Source organism: Burkholderia sp. Ac-20345 (genome assembly GCF_017104825.1).
GTDB classification, from domain to species: domain Bacteria; phylum Pseudomonadota; class Gammaproteobacteria; order Burkholderiales; family Burkholderiaceae; genus Burkholderia; species Burkholderia lata_B.
Window position 1 is genome coordinate 1 of the sequence record NZ_JAAGPO010000132.1, and the last position, 20542, is coordinate 20542.

19 protein-coding genes are annotated in these 20542 nt (G+C 65.6%); 16 read left to right on the top strand and 3 right to left on the bottom strand.

Features of this window, described 5'->3' with window-relative positions:
• Positions 1 to 148: 148 nt before the first annotated feature.
• Both G3O06_RS32870 and map read right to left on the bottom strand, forming a co-directional pair.
• Positions 149 to 2725: a [protein-PII] uridylyltransferase gene (locus G3O06_RS32870; protein ID WP_174998001.1), complete on the bottom strand. Its 2577-nt coding sequence runs from the start codon at positions 2723 to 2725 to the stop codon at positions 149 to 151.
• A gap of 43 nt (positions 2726 to 2768) precedes the next feature.
• Positions 2769 to 3584 carry a type I methionyl aminopeptidase gene (map, locus tag G3O06_RS32875; protein WP_174918842.1) on the bottom strand — a complete coding sequence of 272 codons (816 nt, stop codon included), beginning with the start codon at positions 3582 to 3584 and terminating at the stop codon, positions 2769 to 2771.
• Between the two features lie 376 nt (positions 3585 to 3960).
• Between map and rpsB the strand changes: the two genes are divergently transcribed.
• From rpsB to G3O06_RS32955, 16 genes are all read left to right on the top strand, one after another.
• The gene (gene rpsB / locus G3O06_RS32880) at positions 3961 to 4701 is read left to right on the top strand and encodes a 30S ribosomal protein S2 (RefSeq protein WP_006752149.1); all 741 of its coding nucleotides are present in this window, start codon (positions 3961 to 3963) and stop codon (positions 4699 to 4701) included.
• Between the two features lie 162 nt (positions 4702 to 4863).
• Positions 4864 to 5745, top strand: coding sequence for a translation elongation factor Ts (tsf, locus tag G3O06_RS32885; RefSeq protein ID WP_089495101.1), 882 nt, complete (start codon positions 4864 to 4866; stop codon positions 5743 to 5745).
• Between the two features lie 163 nt (positions 5746 to 5908).
• On the top strand, positions 5909 to 6622 hold the full coding sequence (gene pyrH / locus G3O06_RS32890; protein WP_174918843.1) for a UMP kinase: 714 nt from the start codon (positions 5909 to 5911) through the stop codon (positions 6620 to 6622).
• A 91-nt stretch (positions 6623 to 6713) separates the two neighbouring features.
• Positions 6714 to 7274: a ribosome recycling factor gene (gene frr / locus G3O06_RS32895; protein WP_048248629.1), complete on the top strand. Its 561-nt coding sequence runs from the start codon at positions 6714 to 6716 to the stop codon at positions 7272 to 7274.
• Between the two features lie 49 nt (positions 7275 to 7323).
• The gene (gene uppS / locus G3O06_RS32900) at positions 7324 to 8106 is read left to right on the top strand and encodes a polyprenyl diphosphate synthase (protein WP_174918844.1); all 783 of its coding nucleotides are present in this window, start codon (positions 7324 to 7326) and stop codon (positions 8104 to 8106) included.
• Positions 8100 to 8921 carry a phosphatidate cytidylyltransferase gene (locus G3O06_RS32905; protein WP_174918845.1) on the top strand — a complete coding sequence of 274 codons (822 nt, stop codon included), beginning with the start codon at positions 8100 to 8102 and terminating at the stop codon, positions 8919 to 8921. The genes uppS and G3O06_RS32905 overlap by 7 nt, the downstream gene beginning before the upstream one ends.
• A 15-nt stretch (positions 8922 to 8936) precedes the next feature.
• On the top strand, positions 8937 to 10133 hold the full coding sequence (locus G3O06_RS32910) for a 1-deoxy-D-xylulose-5-phosphate reductoisomerase (protein WP_174997999.1): 1197 nt from the start codon (positions 8937 to 8939) through the stop codon (positions 10131 to 10133).
• Positions 10134 to 10144: 11 nt separating this feature from the next.
• On the top strand, positions 10145 to 11515 hold the full coding sequence (rseP, locus tag G3O06_RS32915; protein ID WP_205818708.1) for an RIP metalloprotease RseP: 1371 nt from the start codon (positions 10145 to 10147) through the stop codon (positions 11513 to 11515).
• Positions 11516 to 11576: 61 nt separating this feature from the next.
• Entirely contained in the window at positions 11577 to 13886 is a 2310-nt protein-coding gene (bamA, locus tag G3O06_RS32920; protein ID WP_174918848.1) for an outer membrane protein assembly factor BamA, read from the top strand.
• A 64-nt stretch (positions 13887 to 13950) separates the two neighbouring features.
• A complete protein-coding gene (locus tag G3O06_RS32925) occupies positions 13951 to 14448 on the top strand; it encodes an OmpH family outer membrane protein (RefSeq protein WP_059233856.1) in 498 nt (165 codons plus the stop codon).
• A gap of 16 nt (positions 14449 to 14464) precedes the next feature.
• Positions 14465 to 15544 carry a UDP-3-O-(3-hydroxymyristoyl)glucosamine N-acyltransferase gene (gene lpxD, locus G3O06_RS32930; protein ID WP_205818709.1) on the top strand — a complete coding sequence of 360 codons (1080 nt, stop codon included), beginning with the start codon at positions 14465 to 14467 and terminating at the stop codon, positions 15542 to 15544.
• A 129-nt stretch (positions 15545 to 15673) separates the two neighbouring features.
• On the top strand, positions 15674 to 16141 hold the full coding sequence (fabZ, locus tag G3O06_RS32935) for a 3-hydroxyacyl-ACP dehydratase FabZ (protein ID WP_011352450.1): 468 nt from the start codon (positions 15674 to 15676) through the stop codon (positions 16139 to 16141).
• Positions 16142 to 16199: 58 nt separating this feature from the next.
• Positions 16200 to 16988, top strand: a complete 789-nt coding sequence (gene lpxA, locus G3O06_RS32940; RefSeq protein ID WP_174918850.1) for an acyl-ACP--UDP-N-acetylglucosamine O-acyltransferase — start codon at positions 16200 to 16202, stop codon at positions 16986 to 16988.
• Positions 16989 to 16991: 3 nt separating this feature from the next.
• Positions 16992 to 18161 carry a lipid-A-disaccharide synthase gene (gene lpxB / locus G3O06_RS32945; RefSeq protein ID WP_174997996.1) on the top strand — a complete coding sequence of 390 codons (1170 nt, stop codon included), beginning with the start codon at positions 16992 to 16994 and terminating at the stop codon, positions 18159 to 18161.
• Positions 18158 to 18802, top strand: coding sequence for a ribonuclease HII (rnhB, locus tag G3O06_RS32950; RefSeq protein ID WP_174967366.1), 645 nt, complete (start codon positions 18158 to 18160; stop codon positions 18800 to 18802). Before lpxB ends, rnhB begins: the two co-directional genes overlap by 4 nt.
• A complete protein-coding gene (locus tag G3O06_RS32955) occupies positions 18799 to 19581 on the top strand; it encodes an RNA methyltransferase (protein WP_174918853.1) in 783 nt (260 codons plus the stop codon). The genes rnhB and G3O06_RS32955 overlap by 4 nt, the downstream gene beginning before the upstream one ends.
• 94 nt (positions 19582 to 19675) lie before the next feature.
• Here G3O06_RS32955 and G3O06_RS32960 read toward each other — a convergent pair whose 3' ends face one another.
• Positions 19676 to 20491, bottom strand: coding sequence for a pyruvate, water dikinase regulatory protein (locus tag G3O06_RS32960; protein WP_031399356.1), 816 nt, complete (start codon positions 20489 to 20491; stop codon positions 19676 to 19678).
• Between the last annotated feature and the right edge of the window lie 51 nt (positions 20492 to 20542).

The window sequence follows — 20542 nt, forward strand, 5'->3', positions numbered from 1 at the left end:
GCTTCCATATCGTATACCGTCTGCTGCGTCACACACCGATATATACAACGAATCATACGAAGCCTTACATCAGCGACGATCTGCAGATCTCGACGCCGGCTTCGGATTCTTGACGGTTAGTTTGGTGCGCATAAACGCTGGAATTCATTCAGACTGCGATCGCACGCAGCAATTCGGTTTCGAGCTGGATCTGCAGGCGGTTGTCGGACAGGCCGGCACCCGCGAGCAGGAAGATGTCCTCGACGCGTTCGCCGAGCGTATTGATCCGCGCCGCGTGGACGCCGATCCGATGCTCGGCGAGTACGCGCGCGATCGAATAGAGAAGGCCCGGCCGGTCGTTGGCCGACACGGACAGGATGTAGTACTGGCCGCGCTCGTCGGCCCGCAGGTCGACGCGCGGCGTGATCGGAAACGTCCGGGACAGCCTCGACAGGCGGCCCTTGGACGGCTCCGGCAGCGGTGCGGTTTCGGTGAGCCGCGACGCAAGCTGTTGTTCGACGAGATTCGCGATGTCGCGGTACCGCACGTCACGTTCGGTCTGCGTGACGATGAAGTTGTCGAGCGCATAGCCGTGGCGCGTCGTGCTGACGCGCGCGTCGAGCACCGACAGCCCGTTGCGGTCGAAATACGCGCAGATGCCCGCGAACAGGTCGGGGCGATCCTTCACGTACACGAGCACCTGCAGCGCGTCGCCGATCGGCGACGGCCGCGCGCGGACGATCGCGGTTTCGGCGTTCACGTGCCGGTACAGCACGCGTGTTTGCCACGCGATGTCGGCTGCGTCGTGACGCAGGAAGAAGCCGACGTCGAGCTGATCCCACAGCGCGCGATGCGCGTCGTCGGGCACGGTCTCGAGGCGCAGCAGCGCGAGCGCCTGCTCCTGCCGCGACTTCAGCTCCGAATGCGCGTCGGGGTTGGCGCCGCCGAGCACCGCGAGCGTGATGCGGTACAGGTCCTCGAGCAGCTTGCCCTTCCACGTGTTCCACACCTTCGGGCTCGTGCCGCGGATATCGGCGACGGTCAGCAGGTACAGCGCGGTGAGGTACCGTTCGTTGCCGACGACTTCGGCGAAGCGCTTGATGACTTCGGGGTCGCTCGTGTCCTGCTTCTGCGCGACCTGGCTCATCGTCAGGTGATGCTGGACGAGCCACACGATCAGCGCCGCGTCGTCGCCGGCAATGCCGTGCTCGCGGCAGAAGCGCCGCGCATCGGCCATCCCGAGCGTCGAGTGGTCGCCGCCGCGGCCCTTCGCGATGTCGTGGAACAGCGCCGCGACATACAGCACCCACGGGCGCTCGAAGTTGCCGATCAGCTGGCTGCAGAACGGATATTCGTGCGCGTGCTCGGCCACCGCGAAGCGGCGGATGTTGCGCAACACCATCAGGATGTGCTGGTCGACCGTGTACACGTGGTACAGGTCGTGCTGCATCTGGCCGACGATGCGGCGGAAATTCAGCAGGTAGCGGCCGAGCACGCTCGTCTGGTTCATCAGCCGGAACGCGTGCGTGATCCCTTCGGGTTGCTGAAGGATCCGCATGAACGTGTCGCGGTTCTGCGGATCGCGGCGCCACGTGTTGTTCATGATCTCGCGCGAGTTGTACAGCGCGCGCAGCGTGCGGGCGGACAGGCCCTTCACGCCGCGGGTCGTCTCATACAGCAGGAACGCTTCGAGGATCGCGTCGGGGTGGCGTTCGAACACGCCGTCGTCGACGATCTCGAGCATGCCCTGCTTCTCGACGAAGCGGTCGGGCGACAGCACGCGCGTGATGCCGCTCGTCGCGGGGAACAGCTGTGCCTCGATGTTCTGGATCAGGATCGTCGCGAGCTGCGTGACGGCTTTCGCGGCCCAGTAATAGCGGCGCATCAGCTGCTCGCTCGCGCGCTTGGCCTGCGTCGGCTGGTAGCCGAAGCTCTCGGCTGCCTGCGTCTGCAGGTCGAACACGAGCATGTCCTGGCGGCGGCCGGCGATCACGTGCAGCCGCGCGCGCAGCGTCTTCAGGAAACCTTCGTTGCGGCGCAGCTCGCGCGCTTCGCGATCGGTGATGAGGCCGCGCGTGTCGAGTTCGCGCCAGCTGCTGCCGAAACCGGCCGCGCGCGCGATCCAGAGGATCGTCTGCAGGTCGCGCAGCCCGCCCGGGCTTTCCTTCACGTTCGGTTCGAGGCTGTACGGCGTGTCCTGGAACTTCGCGTGGCGCTGGCGCATCTCGAGCACCTTCGCGGTAAAGAACGCGCGGGCGTCGAGCGCCTCGTGGTAGCGCACCGTGAAGCGTTCGAACAGCGCGGTGCTGCCGACGATGCGGCGGGCTTCCAGCAGCGAGGTCTGCACCGTGACGTCCTGCGACGCCTCCTCGATGCACTGCGCGACCGTGCGCACGCTGCTGCCGATCTCGAGGCCAAGATCCCACGCCATCCCGATGAAGCGCTCGATGCGCGCGTCGAGCGCCGGGTCGTGCGCATCGGGCAGCAGCACGAGGATGTCGACGTCGGAATAGGGCGCGAGTTCGCCGCGCCCGTAGCCGCCGACGGCGATGAGCGCGAGCGTCGCGGGCAGCTCGCACTCGTCCCATACGCGCTTCAGCGCTTCGTCGGTGAGTTTCGACAGCGCGTGCATCAGCGACGCGACGTTCGTCGCGTGGCGAAAGCGCTCGAGCATCTCCGTCTTGGCGGCCTTGAATTCGGCGCGCCGCGACAGCGCTTCGGGCGAGGGGGCAGCGTGAGCGCTCATGGGCGGCCGTTCAGGTGCGGGTGGGGCGGGCAGGCGACGGCGCTCAGACTGCGGCGGCCGGTTGCGCGAACACGGGGCGCGCCGGCGTACCGGCCGACACGGTCAGCACGTCGTAGCCGGTTTCGGTGACGAGCACCGTGTGCTCCCACTGCGCCGACAGGCTCCGGTCGCGCGTCTTGACCGTCCACTGGTCGGGCATCGTGCGGATGTCGCGCTTGCCGGCGTTGATCATCGGCTCGATCGTGAAGATCATCCCGGCCTTCAGTTCGATGCCCGTGCCCGGACGGCCGTAGTGGACGACCTGCGGATCCTCGTGGAACACCGTGCCGATGCCGTGGCCGCAGTATTCGCGCACGACGCTGTAGCCCTGCGCTTCCGCGTGCTTCTGGATCGCGTAGCCGATGTCGCCGAGGTGCGCGCCGGGCTTGACCTGGTCGATGCCGAGCCACATGCATTCGTAGGTGGTCTGCACGAGGCGCTTCGCGAGGATCGAACCTTCGCCGACGATGAACATGCGGCTCGTGTCGCCGAAGTAGCCGTTCTTGATCACGGTGACGTCGATGTTCAGCGCATCGCCGTTCTTGATCACCTTCTCGCCGGGAATGCCGTGGCAGATCACGTCGTTGACCGAAATGCAGGTGGCCTTCGGGTACGGCGGGTAGCCGGGCGGCTGGTAGTTCAGCGGCGCCGGGATCGTGCCCTGCTCGTTGAGCATGAACTCGTGGCAGAGGCGATCGAGTTCGGCGGTCGTGATGCCCGCGACGACGTGCGGCGTGATGAAGTCGAGCACTTCGCTGGCGAGACGGCAGGCGACGCGCATCTCGGCGATATCGTGTTCGTTTTTGAGCGTAATAGCCATCGAGGTATGCCTGGAATGCGGTGAATTGACGGATTATCGCACCTTCTGGCAGGCGTCGCAGCCCCTGCCGGCGGTGCGGGTGCGGGTTTTCGCGGATTGTCCGCCCGGCTGCCGCGCGGCAAGCGAAAGTGGTGAGCGACTTGAGAGCGGACAAATCGGCGTGCTATACTCTTTGGCTAAGTCGATATCCAAATGCCGATGTGCCCCGTTTTGGGGCGGCATGGTGGTGAAAGGCTTGCGGCATGCGCATTTCGCACGTGTCGAATCGCAAGCCGGCGCAACCAGGGTGCCGGCCGCGTGGAATTCGCGCCCTTCGGGGCAGGTTCGCGCGGCGGTACGGCGGCCGGCTTAAGACCCAACCCTCGTGGAGAATTTCATGGCAGTTACGATGCGCCAAATGCTGGAAGCGGGTGTCCACTTCGGTCACCAGACGCGTTTCTGGAACCCGAAGATGGCTCCGTTCATTTTCGGTCACCGCAACAAGATTCACATCATCAACCTCGAAAAGACGCTGCCGATGTTCACGGACGCACAGAAGTACGTGCGCCAGCTGGCAGCGAACCGCGGCACGATCCTGTTCGTCGGCACGAAGCGTCAATCGCGTGACACGATCGCCCAGGAAGCGCAGCGCGCAGGCATGCCGTTCGTCAACGCACGCTGGCTCGGCGGCATGATGACCAACTTCAAGACGCTGAAGGTATCGATCAAGCGCCTGAAGGACATGGAAGCGGCAGTCGAGGCAGGCGAGCTCGAGAAGATGAGCAAGAAGGAAGCGCTGCTGTTCGAACGCGAAATCGCCAAGCTGCAAAAGTCGATCGGCGGCGTGAAGGACATGGGCGGCATTCCGGACGCAATCTTCGTCGTCGACGTCGGCTACCACAAGATTGCCGTCACCGAAGCGAACAAGCTGGGCGTGCCGGTCATCGCCGTGGTCGATACGAACCACTCGCCGGAAGGTGTGGATTACGTGATCCCGGGTAACGACGACTCGAGCAAGGCAGTCGCGCTGTACGCTGAAGGCGTGGCCGACGCGATCCTCGAAGGCCGTGCGAACGCGGTCAACGAAGTGGTCCAGGCTGCACGCGGCGACGACGAGTACGTCGAGGAAAACGCGTAACTGGCCCCGAGCCGGCGCAAAAAGGGGGCTCTCAACAGGCCCCCTTTTTTTAAGCTTGTGCGCCGGACCTGATCGCGCCGAATGGGTGCGGGTCCGGAAACGAATCTCGGCCGTTCGCGTCCAAGCGGGCGGCGTTGTGAATACAGACTCAAGGAGCGAATGATGGCGGCAATTACCGCAAGCATGGTGGCAGAACTGCGCGCAAAGACCGACGCACCGATGATGGAGTGCAAGAAGGCGCTGACGGAAGCTGACGGCGATCTGGCCAAGGCTGAAGAGCTGCTGCGCGTCAAGCTCGGCAACAAGGCGAGCAAGGCGGCATCGCGCGTGACGGCAGAAGGCGTCGTCGCATCGTTCGTCGGCGGCAATGCAGGTTCGCTCGTCGAACTGAACTGCGAAACCGACTTCGTCGCGAAGAACGATGATTTCCTCGCGTTCTCGAAGACGGTTGCAGAACTCGTCGCGACGCAAAACCCGGCCGACGTGGCTGCGCTGTCGGCACTGCCGCTCGAAGGCTCGACGGTCGACGCAGTGCGCCTGGCGCTGGTCGGCAAGATCGGCGAGAACGTCTCGATCCGCCGTTTCGTCCGTTTCGAAACCGCAAACAAGATCGCAACGTACCTGCACGGCGCGCGTATCGGCGTGATCGTCGAGTACACGGGTGCGGAAGAGCAGGTCGGCAAGGACGTCGCGATGCACATCGCGGCCATGAAGCCGGTCGCGCTGTCGTCGGCTGACGTGCCGGCGGAACTGATCGAAACGGAACGCCGCGTGGCCGAGCAGAAGGCTGCGGAATCGGGCAAGCCGGCAGAGATCGTCGCGAAGATGGTCGACGGTAGCGTCCAGAAGTACCTGAAGGAAGTGTCGCTGCTGAACCAGACGTTCGTGAAGAACGACAAGCAGACGATCGAGCAGATGCTGAAGGCAGCGGATGCCGCAGTGCAGAAGTTCGCGCTGTTCGTCGTCGGCGAAGGCATCGAGAAGCGCCAGGACGACTTCGCCGCCGAAGTGGCCGCGCAAGTCGCAGCAGCAAAGCAGCAGTAAGCCGTAAGCAGTCAGGCAGTATCCGCGGCGGGCGTCCGCTCCGCCGCGGTCGGCGCCGCCGCCGGCCGGCCGGGAAACCCGGTCCGACCGTCGGCGCTTGCCCGAATCAGTATTTCGCCCCTACAGTTCGTGGTTGTCATCCTCTCGTCGCTCGGAAGCCCCTATGTCCAATGCCTATAAACGCGTCCTTCTCAAACTTTCCGGCGAAGCGCTGATGGGCGACGATGCCTTCGGCATCAATCGCGCGACGATCGAACGGATGGTGGCCGATATCGCGGAAGTGGTGCGTCTCGGCACGCAGCTCGCGGTCGTGATCGGTGGCGGTAATATTTTCCGTGGCGTTGCGGGCGGCGCGGCCGGCATGGATCGCGCGACGGCGGACTACATGGGGATGCTCGCAACGATGATGAACGCGCTGGCGCTGCAGGACGCGATGCGCCACGCCGGCATCGAGGCGCGCGTGCAGTCCGCGCTGCGGATGGACCAGGTCGTCGAGCCGTACATCCGGCCCCGCGCGATCCGCCAGCTCGAGGAAGGCCGCGTCGTGATCTTCGCGGCCGGCACGGGCAACCCGTTCTTCACGACGGACACGGCCGCCGCGCTGCGCGGTTCGGAAGTGGGCGCCGAGGTCGTATTGAAGGCGACCAAGGTCGATGGCGTATATTCTGCCGATCCGAAGAAGGATCCGTCGGCCACGCGCTACACGACGATCAGCTTCGACGAGGCGATCGGCCGCAACCTGCAGGTGATGGACGCGACGGCCTTCGCGCTGTGCCGCGACCAGAAGCTGCCGATTCGCGTGTTTTCGATCAACAAGCCGGGCGCGCTCAAGCGCATCGTGCTGGGCGAGGACGAAGGTACGCTCGTCCACGTGTAAACTCCCGCGGATGCGGGCCATCGGCCGCGGCGCGCCAGATGCGCCGGGTGGGGTCCGCGTTCTTTGAAGGTTTGAAGGTTCGGAGGTTGAAATGAGTGTCGCTGATACCAAGAAGGGCGTCGAGCAGAAGATGCAGCGCTCGATCGATGCATTCAAGAGCGATCTGGCGAAGATCCGTACGGGCCGTGCGCACACCGGCATGCTCGATCACGTGCAGGTTGACTACTACGGGTCGATGGTGCCGATTTCGCAGGTTGCCAACATGACGCTCGTCGACGCGCGCACGATCGGTGTGCAGCCGTGGGAAAAGCCGATGGTTGCGAAGGTCGAGAAGGCCATTCGCGAAGCCGATCTCGGCCTGAACCCGGCCACGTCCGGCGACCTGATCCGCGTGCCGATGCCCGCGCTGACGGAAGAGCGCCGCCGCGAGCTGACCAAGGTCGTCAAGAGCGAAGGCGAAACGGCCAAGGTCGCGATCCGCAACCTGCGCCGCGACGCGAACGAAGCGCTCAAGAAGCTCGTGAAGGACAAGGAAATCTCGGAAGACGACGAGCGCCGTGCGAGCGACGACGTGCAGAAGCTGACCGACAAGCACGTTGCCGAAATCGACAAGCTCGTGCAGAGCAAGGAAGCCGAGATCATGACGGTCTGACGACCGTCCTCGCGCGCCGCCTTCTTCCAGCATTACTGTCTCAACGGCCATGACCTATACCAGCTCTACCGTTCGCGTGCCTGACGTCGGCGTCGTGCCGCGTCATATCGCGATCATCATGGACGGCAACGGCCGTTGGGCGACCGAACGCCGCTTGCCGCGCGTCGCGGGGCATACCCGCGGCGTCGATGCCGTGCGGGCGGTGGTCGAAGGCTGCGCGCGCGCCGGCGTCGAATACCTGACGCTGTTCGCGTTCAGTTCGGAGAACTGGCGTCGGCCGAACGACGAAGTGTCGTTCCTGATGCGCCTCTTCATCACCGCGCTCGAGCGCGAGGTCGGCAAGCTCCATGCGAACGGGATCCGCCTGCGTGTCGTCGGCGATCTCGACCGCTTCGAGCCGCGCATCCGCGAACTGATCCGCCGCGCCGAAACCAAGACGGCGCGCAACACCCGTCTTACGCTCACCATCGCGGCCAACTACGGCGGCCGGTGGGACATCCTGCAGGCGACGAAGAAGCTCGTCGAGCAGGCCGTGCGCGAGGGTCGCGAGGTCGAAGTGACCGAGGACGCGTTCGCGCCGCACCTGGCAATGGCCTATGCGCCGGAGCCCGATCTCTTCATCCGTACCGGTGGCGAGCAGCGCGTCAGCAACTTCCTGCTGTGGCAACTCGCGTACGCCGAATTCTATTTCACCGACAAATACTGGCCGGATTTCGACGGCACGGCACTGGCCGACGCAATGGCGTCGTATACGGAGCGCGAGCGCCGTTTCGGCCGCACGAGCGCACAGCTCGAACCACAATCGCAGAACGCCGACTCCCTTTCATGCTGAAAACCCGTGTGATCACGGCGATCGTGATGCTGGCGGTGCTGCTGCCGGTGACGCTGTTCGCGCCGCTCACCGCGTTCGGCGCGCTGATCGGCGTCGTGCTCGTGTTTGCCGCGTGGGAATGGGCGCGCCTGCTCAAGCTCGGCGGCGCCGGCCCGATCGTCTATGCAGTCGTCGCGGCGCTTGCGCTCGCGGCAACGGCGCCGCTCGGCATCGATGCGGCTTCGTCCCGTCCCCTTTTCATGGCAGCCGGCGTGTTCTGGCTGCTGGTCGGCCCGTTCACGCTGCGGCGCAAGCCCGAACTCGCGGGCGGCGTATGGCGCCCGTTCCTGCTGGCGGCCGGCCTCGTGGTCTTTGCGGCCTGCTGGCATGCGCTCGTCGCGGCGCGCGCGCAGGGCGTGCCGTTCGTGCTGTCGCTGCTTCTGGTCGTCTGGCTCGCCGATATCGGCGCATACTTCGCGGGCAAGGCCTTCGGAAAGCGTAAACTGGCCATCACGATCAGCCCCGGCAAGAGCTGGGAAGGCGCGATCGGTGGCTGGCTGGCCGTGATGGTCGTCGCCAGTGTCGCGATGGCCGCGCATGTGTTCGAGCCGACCCTGTTTTCCACGTTCGCCGCGCGCTACGGGATGCCCGGCGCGTGGGCCGCACTGACGCTGCTGGTCGCGTACAGCGTGATCGGCGACCTGTTCGAGTCGCTGCTGAAGCGGCAGGCGGGCGTGAAGGATTCGAGCGGACTGCTGCCGGGTCATGGCGGCGTGCTCGACCGTGTCGACGCGCTGCTCCCGGTGCTGCCGCTCGCGATGCTGCTGCTTGGTTAAACCACTCATTCTGTTATGCAAAAACGTCTGACATTGCTCGGTTCCACGGGCTCGATCGGAGACAGCACGCTCGACGTGGTCGCGCGTCATCCCGAGCGCTTCTCCGTCTACGCGCTGACCGCGCACCGCAACGGCGACAAGCTCGTCGAGCAGTGTCTGCGCTTCGCGCCCGAAGTGGCGGTGGTCGGCGATGCCGCGACTGCCGCGCACGTCGACGCGAAACTGCGCGCGGCGGGCAGCAAGACGACCGTGCTGCACGGGCCGCAGGCGCTCGTCGACGTGTCGAAGAGCGACGGCTGCGATACCGTGGTCGCGGCGATCGTCGGCGCGGCCGGCCTCGTGCCGAGCCTTGCGGCCGCGCGCGCCGGCAAGCGCATCCTGCTCGCGAACAAGGAGGCGCTGGTGATGTCGGGCGCGATCTTCATGGACGCCGTGCGCGACCATGGCGCGATCCTGCTGCCGGTCGACAGCGAACACAACGCGATCTTCCAGTGCATGCCGCGCGACGCGGCCGAGCACGGCGGGATCTCGAAGATCATCCTGACCGCGTCGGGCGGCCCGTTCCGCACGCGCGAGCCGGCCACGCTCGTCGACGTGACGCCGGACGAGGCGTGCAAGCACCCGAACTGGGTGATGGGCCGCAAGATCTCGGTCGATTCCGCGACGATGATGAACAAGGGCCTCGAGGTGATCGAGGCGCACTGGATCTTCGGGCTGCCGGGCGACCGGATCGACGTGCTGATCCATCCGCAGAGCGTGATCCATTCGCTCGTGTCGTATCGCGACGGCTCGGTGCTCGCCCAGCTCGGCAACCCCGACATGCGCACGCCGATCGCGCACGCACTCGCGTTCCCGGACCGTGTCGATGCGGGCGTCGATCAGCTCGACCTCGCGCAGATCGCCCAGCTGTCGTTCGAAAAGCCCGATTACGCGCGCTTCCCGTGCCTCGCGCTCGCGCTGAAGGCGCTTGAGGAAGGCGGTATCGCGAGCGCCGCATTGAACGCGGCGAACGAAGTCGCGGTCGAAGCGTTTCTCGAGCGCCGCATCGGCTTCATGGCGATTGCGGCGACGGTCGACGCCGTGCTCAACACGCTGCCGAACCGTGCGCCCGACGGGCTCGAGGACGTCCTTGCTGCGGATGCCGAGGCTCGCCGCCTCGCCGCCGAGATCATTGCGAAAGCGCCTGCGCCACGCGTGGAGCGCACTGTCTGAATGGGGTGCTCATGAACGTGCTGGTCGAACTGATCGCGTTTGCGGTGGCGATCGGGGTGCTGGTCGTCGTGCATGAGTACGGACACTATCGTGTCGCGCGCTGGTGCGGCGTGAAGGTGCTGCGTTTCTCGATCGGCTTCGGCCAGCCCGTCGCGCGCTGGGTCGGCCGCAGGACGGGCACCGAGTGGACGCTGTCCGTGCTGCCGCTCGGTGGCTACGTGAAGATGCTCGACGAGCGTGATCCCGGCCCCGGCATCGCACCCGAGGAACTCGGCCAGGCGTTCAACCGGCAGTCGGTCTACAAGCGCATCGCGATCGTCGCGGCCGGACCGATTGCAAACTTCCTGTTGGCAATCGCGCTGTTTTCGATCGTATTTGCCACCGGCGTGACCGAGCCGGCCGCGATCGTCGCACCGCCGGCCGCCGGTACGGTGGCGGCGCGCGCGGGCTTCGACGGCAGCGAGACGATCGTGTCGATCCGCAACGCGCAAGGCAGCGAGTCCGAGCCGGTGCGGTCGTGGTCGGACCTGCGCTGGAAGCTGCTGGCGGCCGCGTTCGATCACCGCGAGATCGTGCTCGGCGCCCGCGACGGCAACACGACGTTCGATTTCCGCGTCGACCTCCGCAATGTCCCCGAAAGTCAGCTCGACGACGATTTCATGGCCCATCTGGGCTTCGAGGCCGGCGGCGGCACGCTGTCGGTCGCGTCGGTGCAGCCCGGCAGCGCGGCGGAGCAGGCGGGCCTGAAGTCGGGTGACAAGCTGGTCGCGCTCGACGGCAAGCCGATCGGCGGCGCATCGCGCTTCATCGATTCCGTGAAACACCATGCGGGCAAGCCGCTCGACCTGCAGATCGAGCGCAATGGCGCCGCGCAGACGGTGTCGATCGTGCCGCAGATGCAGCGCGACGACGAATCGGGGCAGCAGGTCGGCCGGATCGGCGCGGCGCTGTCGATGCATGCGCCGTCCGTCGACGTGCGCTACGGGCCGATCGACAGCTTGCGGCTCGGCGCGCACCGCACGTGGGACATCTCCGTGTATTCGCTGCGGATGTTCGGGCGCATGGTCACGGGCAACGCGTCGCTGAAGAACCTCTCCGGCCCCGTGACGATCGCCGACTACGCGGGCAAGAGTGCGCGGCTCGGTCCGTCGGCGTTCCTGTCGTTCCTCGCCCTTGTCAGCATTAGCCTTGGCGTCCTGAACTTGTTGCCGATTCCCGTTTTGGACGGGGGGCATCTGTTATATTATGCGGTTGAAGCCGCGACTGGGAAAGCCGTCTCGGAGCGCTGGCAGCTGATTCTGCAAAGAGCCGGGTTGATCTGCATCGTCGCATTGTCGGCGATCGCGCTGTTCAACGATCTGGCTCGGTTAATCCATTTCTGAAGCGTCAGGCGGCGGCCGCTGGGCAGCCGCCTGATTTGATGCAGCTAAATATTGGGGATGCATGTTGTTCAAACCTCATCGTTTTGTACCTAAGACAGTTGCAGCGGCCGCGCTCGCCGCGCACGGCCTCGCGGCGCATGCAGCGGCACCGTTCGTGGTGCAAGACATCAAGATCGAGGGGCTGCAGCGCGTCGAAGCGGGGTCGGTGTTCGCCTACCTGCCGATCAAGCAGGGCGATACCTTCACGGACGACAAGGCATCCGAAGCAATCCGCGCGCTGTACGCGACGGGCTTCTTCAACGACGTACGCATCGCCACGCAGGGCAACGTCGTGATCGTGCAGGTGCAGGAGCGTCCGGCCATCGCGTCGATCGACTTCACCGGCACGAAGGAATTCGACAAGGACAACCTGACGAAGGCGCTGCGCGCAGTCGGTCTCGCCGACGGCCGCTACTACGACAAGGCGCTCGTCGACAAGGCGGAGCAGGAGCTCAAGCGCCAGTACCTCACGCGCGGCTTCTACGCGGCCGAGGTCAAGACGACGGTCACGCCGGTCGACGCGAACCGCGTGTCGATCCTGTTCGCGGTGGCCGAAGGCCCGAGCGCGAAGATCCGCCAGATCAACTTCATTGGCAACAAGGCGTTCAAGACGAGCACGCTGCGCGACGAGATGCAACTGTCGACGCCGAACTGGTTCTCCTGGTATACGAAGAACGACCTGTACTCGAAGGAAAAGCTCACGGGCGACCTCGAGGCGGTGCGCTCGTACTACCTGAACCGCGGCTATCTCGAGTTCAACATCGATTCGACTCAGGTGTCGATCTCGCCCGACAAGAAGGACATGTACCTGACGGTCACGCTGCACGAAGGCGAGCCGTACACGGTGTCGGGCATCAAGCTGTCGGGCAACCTGCTCGATCGCGAAGCCGAACTCACCAAGCTGATCAAGATCAAGCCGGGCGACCGTTTCTCGGCCGAAAAGCTGCAGCAGACCACCAAGTCGATCGTCGACAAGCTCGGTGAGTACGGTTACGCATTCGCGACCGTCAATGCGCAGCCGGACATCGACCAGGCGAACCACAAGGTGAACCTGAACCTCGTCGTCGATCCGAGCCGCCGCGTGTACGTGCGCCGCATCAACGTCGTCGGCAACACGCGTACGCGTGACGAAGTGGTGCGCCGCGAAATGCGCCAGCTCGAAAGCTCGTGGTTCGATTCGAACCGCCTCGCGCTGTCGAAGGATCGCGTGAACCGTCTCGGCTACTTCACCAACGTCGACGTGACGACGTTGCCGGTCGACGGCACGAACGACCAGGTCGACGTGAACGTGAAGGTCGACGAAAAGCCGACCGGCGCGATCACGCTGGGCGCCGGTTTCTCGTCGACGGACAAGGTCGTGCTGTCGGCGGGCGTGTCGCAGGACAACGTGTTCGGTTCGGGTACCAGCCTGTCGGTGAACGTCAACACCGCGAAGAGCTACCGTACGCTGACCGTCACGCAGGTCGACCCGTACTTCACGGTCGACGGTATCAAGCGGATCACGGACGTCTACTACCGCACGTACCAGCCGCTCTACTATTCGACGAGCTCGAGCTTCCGGATCATCAGCGCGGGCGGCAACCTGAAGTTCGGCATCCCGTTCTCGGAAGTCGACACCGTCTACTTCGGCGCGGGCTTCGAGCAGAACCGTCTCGACGTCGATTCGAACACGCCGCAGAGCTACCAGGATTACGTGAACCAGTTCGGCCGCGTGTCGAACACGGTGCCGCTGACGATCGCGTGGTCGCGCGACGCGCGTGACAGCGCGCTGATTCCGAGCCGCGGCTACTTCACGCAGGCGAACATGGAGTACGGCGTACCGGTCGGCAAGATCCAGTACTACAAGGCCGACCTGCAGGCCCAGTACTACTATTCGTTCTCGCGCGGCTTCATCCTGGGCATGAACCTGCAGGGCGGCTACGGTAACGGTATCGGCAACCCGTACCCGATCTTCAAGAACTACTACGCGGGCGGTATCGGCTCCGTGCGTGGCTACGAGCCGAGCTCGCTGGGCCCGCGCGACACGAAGACGAACGACCCGATCGGCGGTTCGAAGATGCTCGTCGGCAACATCGAACTGACGTTCCCGCTGCCGGGCACGGGCTACGACCGCACGCTGCGCGTGTTCACGTTCCTCGACGGCGGTAACGTGTGGGGCAACGCGCCGGGCGGCACGAGCACGGGCGCCAACGGCCTGCGCTACGGCTACGGTGTGGGTCTCGCGTGGATCTCGCCGATCGGCCCGCTTAAGCTGAGCCTCGGCTTCCCGCTGCAGAAGCACGAAGGCGACCAGTACCAGAAATTCCAGTTCCAGATCGGGACGGCGTTCTGACCGAACGCATGACAACAGCAACGAGAGGGTAATTTTGCTAACCGGTAAGTTTTCGAAACGAGTGATGTGCGCGCTGACCGTTGCGCTGGCCCTGGGCGCGGCAACGGTGCACGCACAGGACGTCGCCCGCATCGCGGCGGTCAATTCGGATCGGATCCTGCGCGAGTCGGTGCCCGCGAAGGCGGCGCAGACGAAGCTCGAAGCCGAGTTCGCGAAGCGTGACAAGGATCTGCAGGACCTCGGGGCGCGTCTGAAATCGATGTCCGATTCGCTGGACAAGAACGGCGCGTCGCTGTCGGCGGCCGACCGCGCGCAGAAGCAGCGCGATCTCGCCCAGCTCGATACCGACTTCCAGCGCAAGCAGCGCGAGTTCCGCGAAGACCTGAACCAGCGCCGCAACGAGGAGCTGGCGGCCGTGCTCGAGCGGGCCAACAAGGTCATCAAGCAGATCGCCGAGCAGCAGAATTACGACCTGATCGTGCAGGAAGCCGTGTACGTCAGCCCGCGCATCGACATCACCGACAAGGTGCTCAAGGCGCTCGCGTCCGGCTCGACGAACTGAACGGAGCAGACGACGAATGGCATTGACGCTTGAGGAACTCGCAAAGCGGTTCGGCGGCGAGATCGCCGGCGACGCACAGTGCAAGGTGAGCGGGCTCGCACCGCTCGACCAGGCAGGCCCGCAGCAACTCGCGTTCCTCGCGAATCCGAAGTACCTGTCGCAGGTCGAGTCGACCCGCGCCGGCGCGGTGCTGATCGCGCCGAAGGATCTGGAAAAGCTTGGCGCGGCCGCTAACGGCCGCAGCTTCATTGTCACGCCGAATCCGTACGCGTACTTCGCGCGCGTCGCACAGATGTTCATCGACCTGGCCACGCCGCAGCGTGCCGCCGGCGTGCATCCGAGCGCGACGATCGATCCGGCCGCACAGGTCGCCGCGAGCGCGGTGATCGGCCCGCACGTGACGGTCGAGGCCGGCGCGGTGATCGAAGACGGCGTGCAGCTCGACGCGAATGTATTCGTCGGCCGCGGCACGACGATCGGCGCGGGCTCGCACCTGTATCCGAACGCGTCGGTGTACCACGGCTGCAAGGTCGGCCCGCGCGCGATCATCCATGCGGGCGCGGTGATCGGCTCCGACGGCTTCGGCTTCGCGCCGGATTTCGTCGGCGACGGCGATGCGCGCACCGGCAGCTGGGTGAAGATCCCGCAGGTCGGGGGCGTATCGATCGGCCCGGACGTCGAGATCGGCGCGAACACGACGATCGATCGCGGCGCGATGGCGGATACCGTCATCGAGGAATGCGTGAAGATCGACAACCAGGTCCAGATCGGCCACAACTGCCGGATCGGCGCCTATACGGTGATCGCCGGCAGCGCGGGCATCGCGGGCAGCACGACGATCGGCCGCCACTGCATGATCGGCGGCGCGGCCGGGATCGCCGGCCACGTGACGCTCGGCGACTATGTCATCATCACCGCGAAGTCGGGCGTATCGAAGTCGCTGCCGAAGGCCGGCATCTATACCAGCGCGTTCCCGGCCGTCGACCACGGCGAATGGAACAAGAGCGCCGCGCTCGTGCGCAACCTCGACAAGCTGCGCGAGCGCATCAAGGCGCTCGAAGCCGCGCTCGCCGCCCAGGGCGGCACGGACGCCTGAGCGCATCATGCGAGACCTCGAACCGGGCACGGCCAGCGCAACCGGCCCGGTTTGCCAGACTGGGCCGCGCGGCGGCCCGCTTCAGCCTTTGCATCACCACCGCGCAGCCTCTGCGTGAGACGAACCATCATGAGCACTGAAAAAATCAATCTCGACATCCACAAGATCCTCACGCTGCTGCCGCATCGCTACCCGATTCTGCTCGTCGATCGCGTGCTCGAACTCGAACCGCACAAGGGAATCAAAGCGCTGAAGAACGTGTCGATCAACGAGCCGTACTTCCAGGGGCATTTCCCGAAGCGGCCGGTGATGCCGGGCGTGCTGATCCTCGAGGCGCTCGCGCAGGCCGCGGCGCTGCTGACCTTCTCGGAAGAGCAGCCGAAGGATCCGGAGAACACGCTGTACTACTTCGTCGGGATTGACGGCGCGCGCTTCAAGCGTCCGGTCGAGCCGGGCGATCAACTGATTCTGAACGTGACGTTCGAACGCTACATCCGCGGCATCTGGAAGTTCAAGGCGGTGGCGGAAGTGGACGGCAAGGTGGCGGCGGAAGCCGAACTGATGTGCACGGTCAAGACGACCGACGTGGCGCCCTGAGCGACGCGGCACGCACAGGCAACGCAACGCGACACTTCACATCGAGAGGCAACGGCGCATGACCAGGATTCATCCCACCGCGATTGTCGAACCGGGCGCGCAGATCGACGAATCGGTCGAGATCGGCCCGTACGCGATCGTCGGTCCGCACGTCACGATCGGCGCGCGTACGACGATCGGCTCGCACAGCGTGATCGAAGGCCATACGACGCTCGGCGAGGACAACCGCATCGGCCATTACGCGTCGGTCGGTGGTCGTCCGCAGGACATGAAGTACAAGGACGAGCCGACGAAGCTCGTGATCGGCAATCGCAACACGATCCGCGAATTCACGACGATCCACACGGGCACCGTGCAGGACGTCGGCGTGACGACGCTCGGCGATGACAACTGGATCATGGCCTATGTGCACATCGGTCATGACTGCACCGTCGGCAACCACGTGATCCTGTCGAGCAACGCCCAGATGGCCGGCCACGTCGAGATCGGCGACTGGGCGATCATCGGCGGGATGTCGGGTGTCCACCAGTTCGTGCGCATCGGTGCGCACTCGATGCTGGGCGGTGCGTCGGCGCTCGTGCAGGACATTCCGCCGTTCGTGATCGCGGCGGGCAACAAGGCCGAGCCGCACGGGATCAACGTCGAGGGGCTGCGCCGGCGCGGCTTCTCGGCCGATGCGATCTCGGCGCTGCGCAGCGCATATCGCGTGCTGTACAAGAACGGCCTGTCGTTCGAGGAAGCGAAGGTGCAGTTGCGCGAGCTGGCGGAGGCGGGCGGCGACGGCGATGCACCGGTGAAGGCGCTCGTCGAGTTCATCGACGCGTCGCAACGCGGCATCATCCGCTAAGCGATGACGCTTCCGACCAATCAGCTCCGGCTCGCGATGGTGGCCGGCGAGCCGTCGGGTGACCTGCTCGCGGCGTCGCTGCTCGGCGGGCTGCGCGAGCGGCTGCCCGAATCGACCCAGTACTACGGGATCGGCGGGCAGCGGATGATCGCGCACGGCTTCGATTCGCACTGGCAGATGGACAAGCTGACCGTGCGCGGCTATGTCGAGGCGCTGGGCCAGATTCCCGAGATCCTGCGGATTCGCGGCGAGCTGAAGCGCCAATTGCTCGCCGAGCGGCCGGACGCGTTCATCGGCGTCGACGCGCCCGACTTCAACTTCAACGTCGAACAGGCCGCGCGCGACGCGGGCATCCCGTCGATCCACTTCGTGTGCCCGTCGATCTGGGCATGGCGCGGCGGCCGGATCAAGAAGATCGCGAAGTCCGTCGATCACATGCTGTGCCTGTTCCCGTTCGAACCGGCGATTCTCGACAAGGCAGGCGTCGCGTCGACCTACGTCGGCCATCCGCTCGCCGACGAGATCCCGCTCGAACCCGATACGCACGGTGCGCGCATCGCGCTCGGTCTGCCGTCCGACGGCCCGGTGATCGCGGTGCTGCCGGGCAGCCGGCGCTCGGAAATCGCGCTGATCGGCCCGACGTTCTTCGCGGCGATGGCGCTGATGCAGCAGCGCGAGCCCGGCGTGCGTTTCGTGATGCCGGCGGCCACGCCCGCGCTGCGAGCGCTGCTGCAGCCGCTCGTCGATGCGCATCCTCAGCTCGCGCTGACGATCACCGACGGCCGATCGCAGGTGGCGATGACGGCTGCCGATGCGATTCTCGTGAAGAGCGGCACGGTCACGCTGGAAGCCGCGCTGCTGAAAAAGCCGATGGTGATCTCGTACAAGGTGCCCTGGCTGACCGGGCAGATCATGCGCCGGCAGGGTTACCTGCCGTACGTCGGCTTGCCGAACATTCTGGCGGGGCGTTTCGTCGTGCCCGAGTTGCTGCAGCATTTCGCGACGCCCGAGGCGCTCGCCGATGCGACGCTCACGCAACTGCGCGACGACGCGAACCGCCGTACGCTGACTGAAGTATTTACCGAAATGCATCTTTCGCTGCGGCAGAACACGGCCGCGAAGGCGGCCGAAGCGGTCGTGCGCGTACTCGAACAACGCAAGAGGCGCGCATGACCGCAGTACGTGCACCACGCCGCCGCGCGTCGAGCGACGTGCAGGGCGGGTTCGATTTCAGCCGTCCCGACGAGATCGTCTGCGGCGTCGACGAAGCGGGCCGCGGCCCGCTCGCCGGGCCGGTGGTGGCCGCCGCGGTGATCCTCGATCCGGCGCAGCCGATCGACGGGCTCGACGATTCGAAGGCGCTGTCCGCGAAGAAGCGCGACGCGCTGTACGAGCTGATCGTCGCGCGCTCTCTGTCGTATTGCGTCGCGTCGGCGAGCGTCGACGAGATCGACACGCTGAACATCCTGCACGCGACGATGCTCGCGATGAAGCGGGCCGTCGAGGGCCTGTCGGTCCTGCCGACGCTTGCGCAAATCGACGGCAACCGCTGCCCGGCACTGACGGTGCGTGCCGAGGCGATCGTCAGCGGCGACGCGCTCGTACCGAGCATCTCGGCCGCGTCGATCCTCGCGAAGGTCACGCGTGACCGCATGCTCGTCGATCTGCACGAACGCTTCCCCGTGTACGGTTTCAACGTTCATGCGGGCTACGGCACCGCGAAACACCTTGCCGCGCTGCGCGAGCACGGCCCGTGCGAAGCGCATCGGCGCTCGTTCGCGCCGGTCCGTGCGGCACTCGACCTGATTCGATGAAAAGCATTACTTCCCGCGACAACCCGCTGTACAAGCGCCTGAAGGCGCTCGCGGGTTCGACGTCCCATCAGCGCCGCGGCGGCCAGGCGCTGCTCGAAGGATTCCATCTCGCAAGCGCGTATCTCGATACGGGTGCCGCGCCCGAGCTGTGCGTCGCGACCGAAGGCGCACTCGGCCACGCCGAGGCCCAGGCGATCGTCGAGCGCATCGATGCGCAACGGATCGTCACGCTGCCCGACGCGCTGTTCGGACAGTTGTCGAACGTCGTCAACGGCGTCGGCTTCCTGCTGCTCGTCGACCGGCCGGCGCAGCCGCTGCCGGCGCGCGTGACGCATACGTCGGTCGTGCTCGACGGCGTGCAGGACGCCGGCAACGTCGGGTCGATCCTGCGCAGCGCGGCGGCCGCAGGCGTGCGCCATGTGTTCTGTGCGCCGGGTACCGCGTACGCATGGTCGTCGAAGGTGCTGCGCTCGGGGATGGGGGCGCACTTCCTGCTGTCGATCCACGAGGACGTCGAAGCTGGCGCGCTCGCCGAACGCCTCGATGTGCCGGTTGCGTTGACCGATTCGCACGGTGCGCAGGCGGTCTACGACTGTGACCTGTCGGGGCCTGTTGCATGGGTGTTCGGCAACGAGGGTGCCGGTGTGTCGGCGTTCTGGCGCGACGCGGCCACGCATCGCGTGACGATCCCGCAGCCGGGCGGGATGGAGTCGCTGAACGTTGCGGCGGCGGCAGCGGTTTGCCTGTTCGAGCAGGTGCGTCAGCAGCGGCGTGCGTGACGCCACCCGCGTGCTTGCTCCGCACCATTGAAAAAGGCCGCGTTCGACGCGGCCTTTTTGTTTCCGGCGGCCAGACGGCCGCCAGCGCTCGGTCTCAATACGACTGCCGGTCGAGGCGGATTTCCTGCAGGATCGTCGTCGCGATTTCCTCGATCGACTTGTGCGTCGACGACAGCCATTTGATCCCCTCGCGGCGCATCATCGCTTCCGCCTCGTTGATCTCGTAGCGGCAGTTCTCGGGCGCCGCGTACTTGCTGCCCGGGCGACGCTCGTTGCGGATCTCCGACAGGCGCTGCGGGTCGATCGACAGCCCGAACAGCTTCTCGCGGTGCGCGGCGAGTGCCGACGGCAGCTTGCCGCGCTCGAAATCTTCCGGAATCAGCGGATAGTTGGCTGCCTTCACGCCGTACTGCATCGCGAGATACAGGCTCGTCGGCGTCTTGCCGCTGCGCGACACGCCGACGAGGATCACGTCGGCTTCCGACAGGTTGCGGTTCGACTGGCCGTCGTCGTGCGCGAGCGAGAAGTTGATCGCCTCGATCCGCGTCTTGTACTCCTCGGTGTCCGCGTTCTGGTGGCCGCGGCCCATCGCGTGGCTCGACTTGAGCTCCAGTTCCTGCTCGAGCGGTTCGACGAAGCGCTGGAACATGTCGAGCACGAGTGCGTTCGAGCGCTTGACGATGTCGTTGGATTCGCTGTCGACGAGCGTCGTGAACACGATCGCGCGGCGGCCGTCGTGCACGGCGGCCTCGTTGATCTTCTCGACGGTCGCATAGGCCTTGTCGAGCGAGTCGACGAACGGCACGCGCACGAGGCGGAATTTCTGGTCGAACTGGGAGAGGATCGAGTGCGCGAAGGTTTCGGCAGTGATCCCGGTGCCGTCGGAGACGATGAATACGGTAGGCAGCATGAATCTGGGCGTCGAACGTGAAGGGCGGTTGCGCGGGCGGCTGGAGGTTCG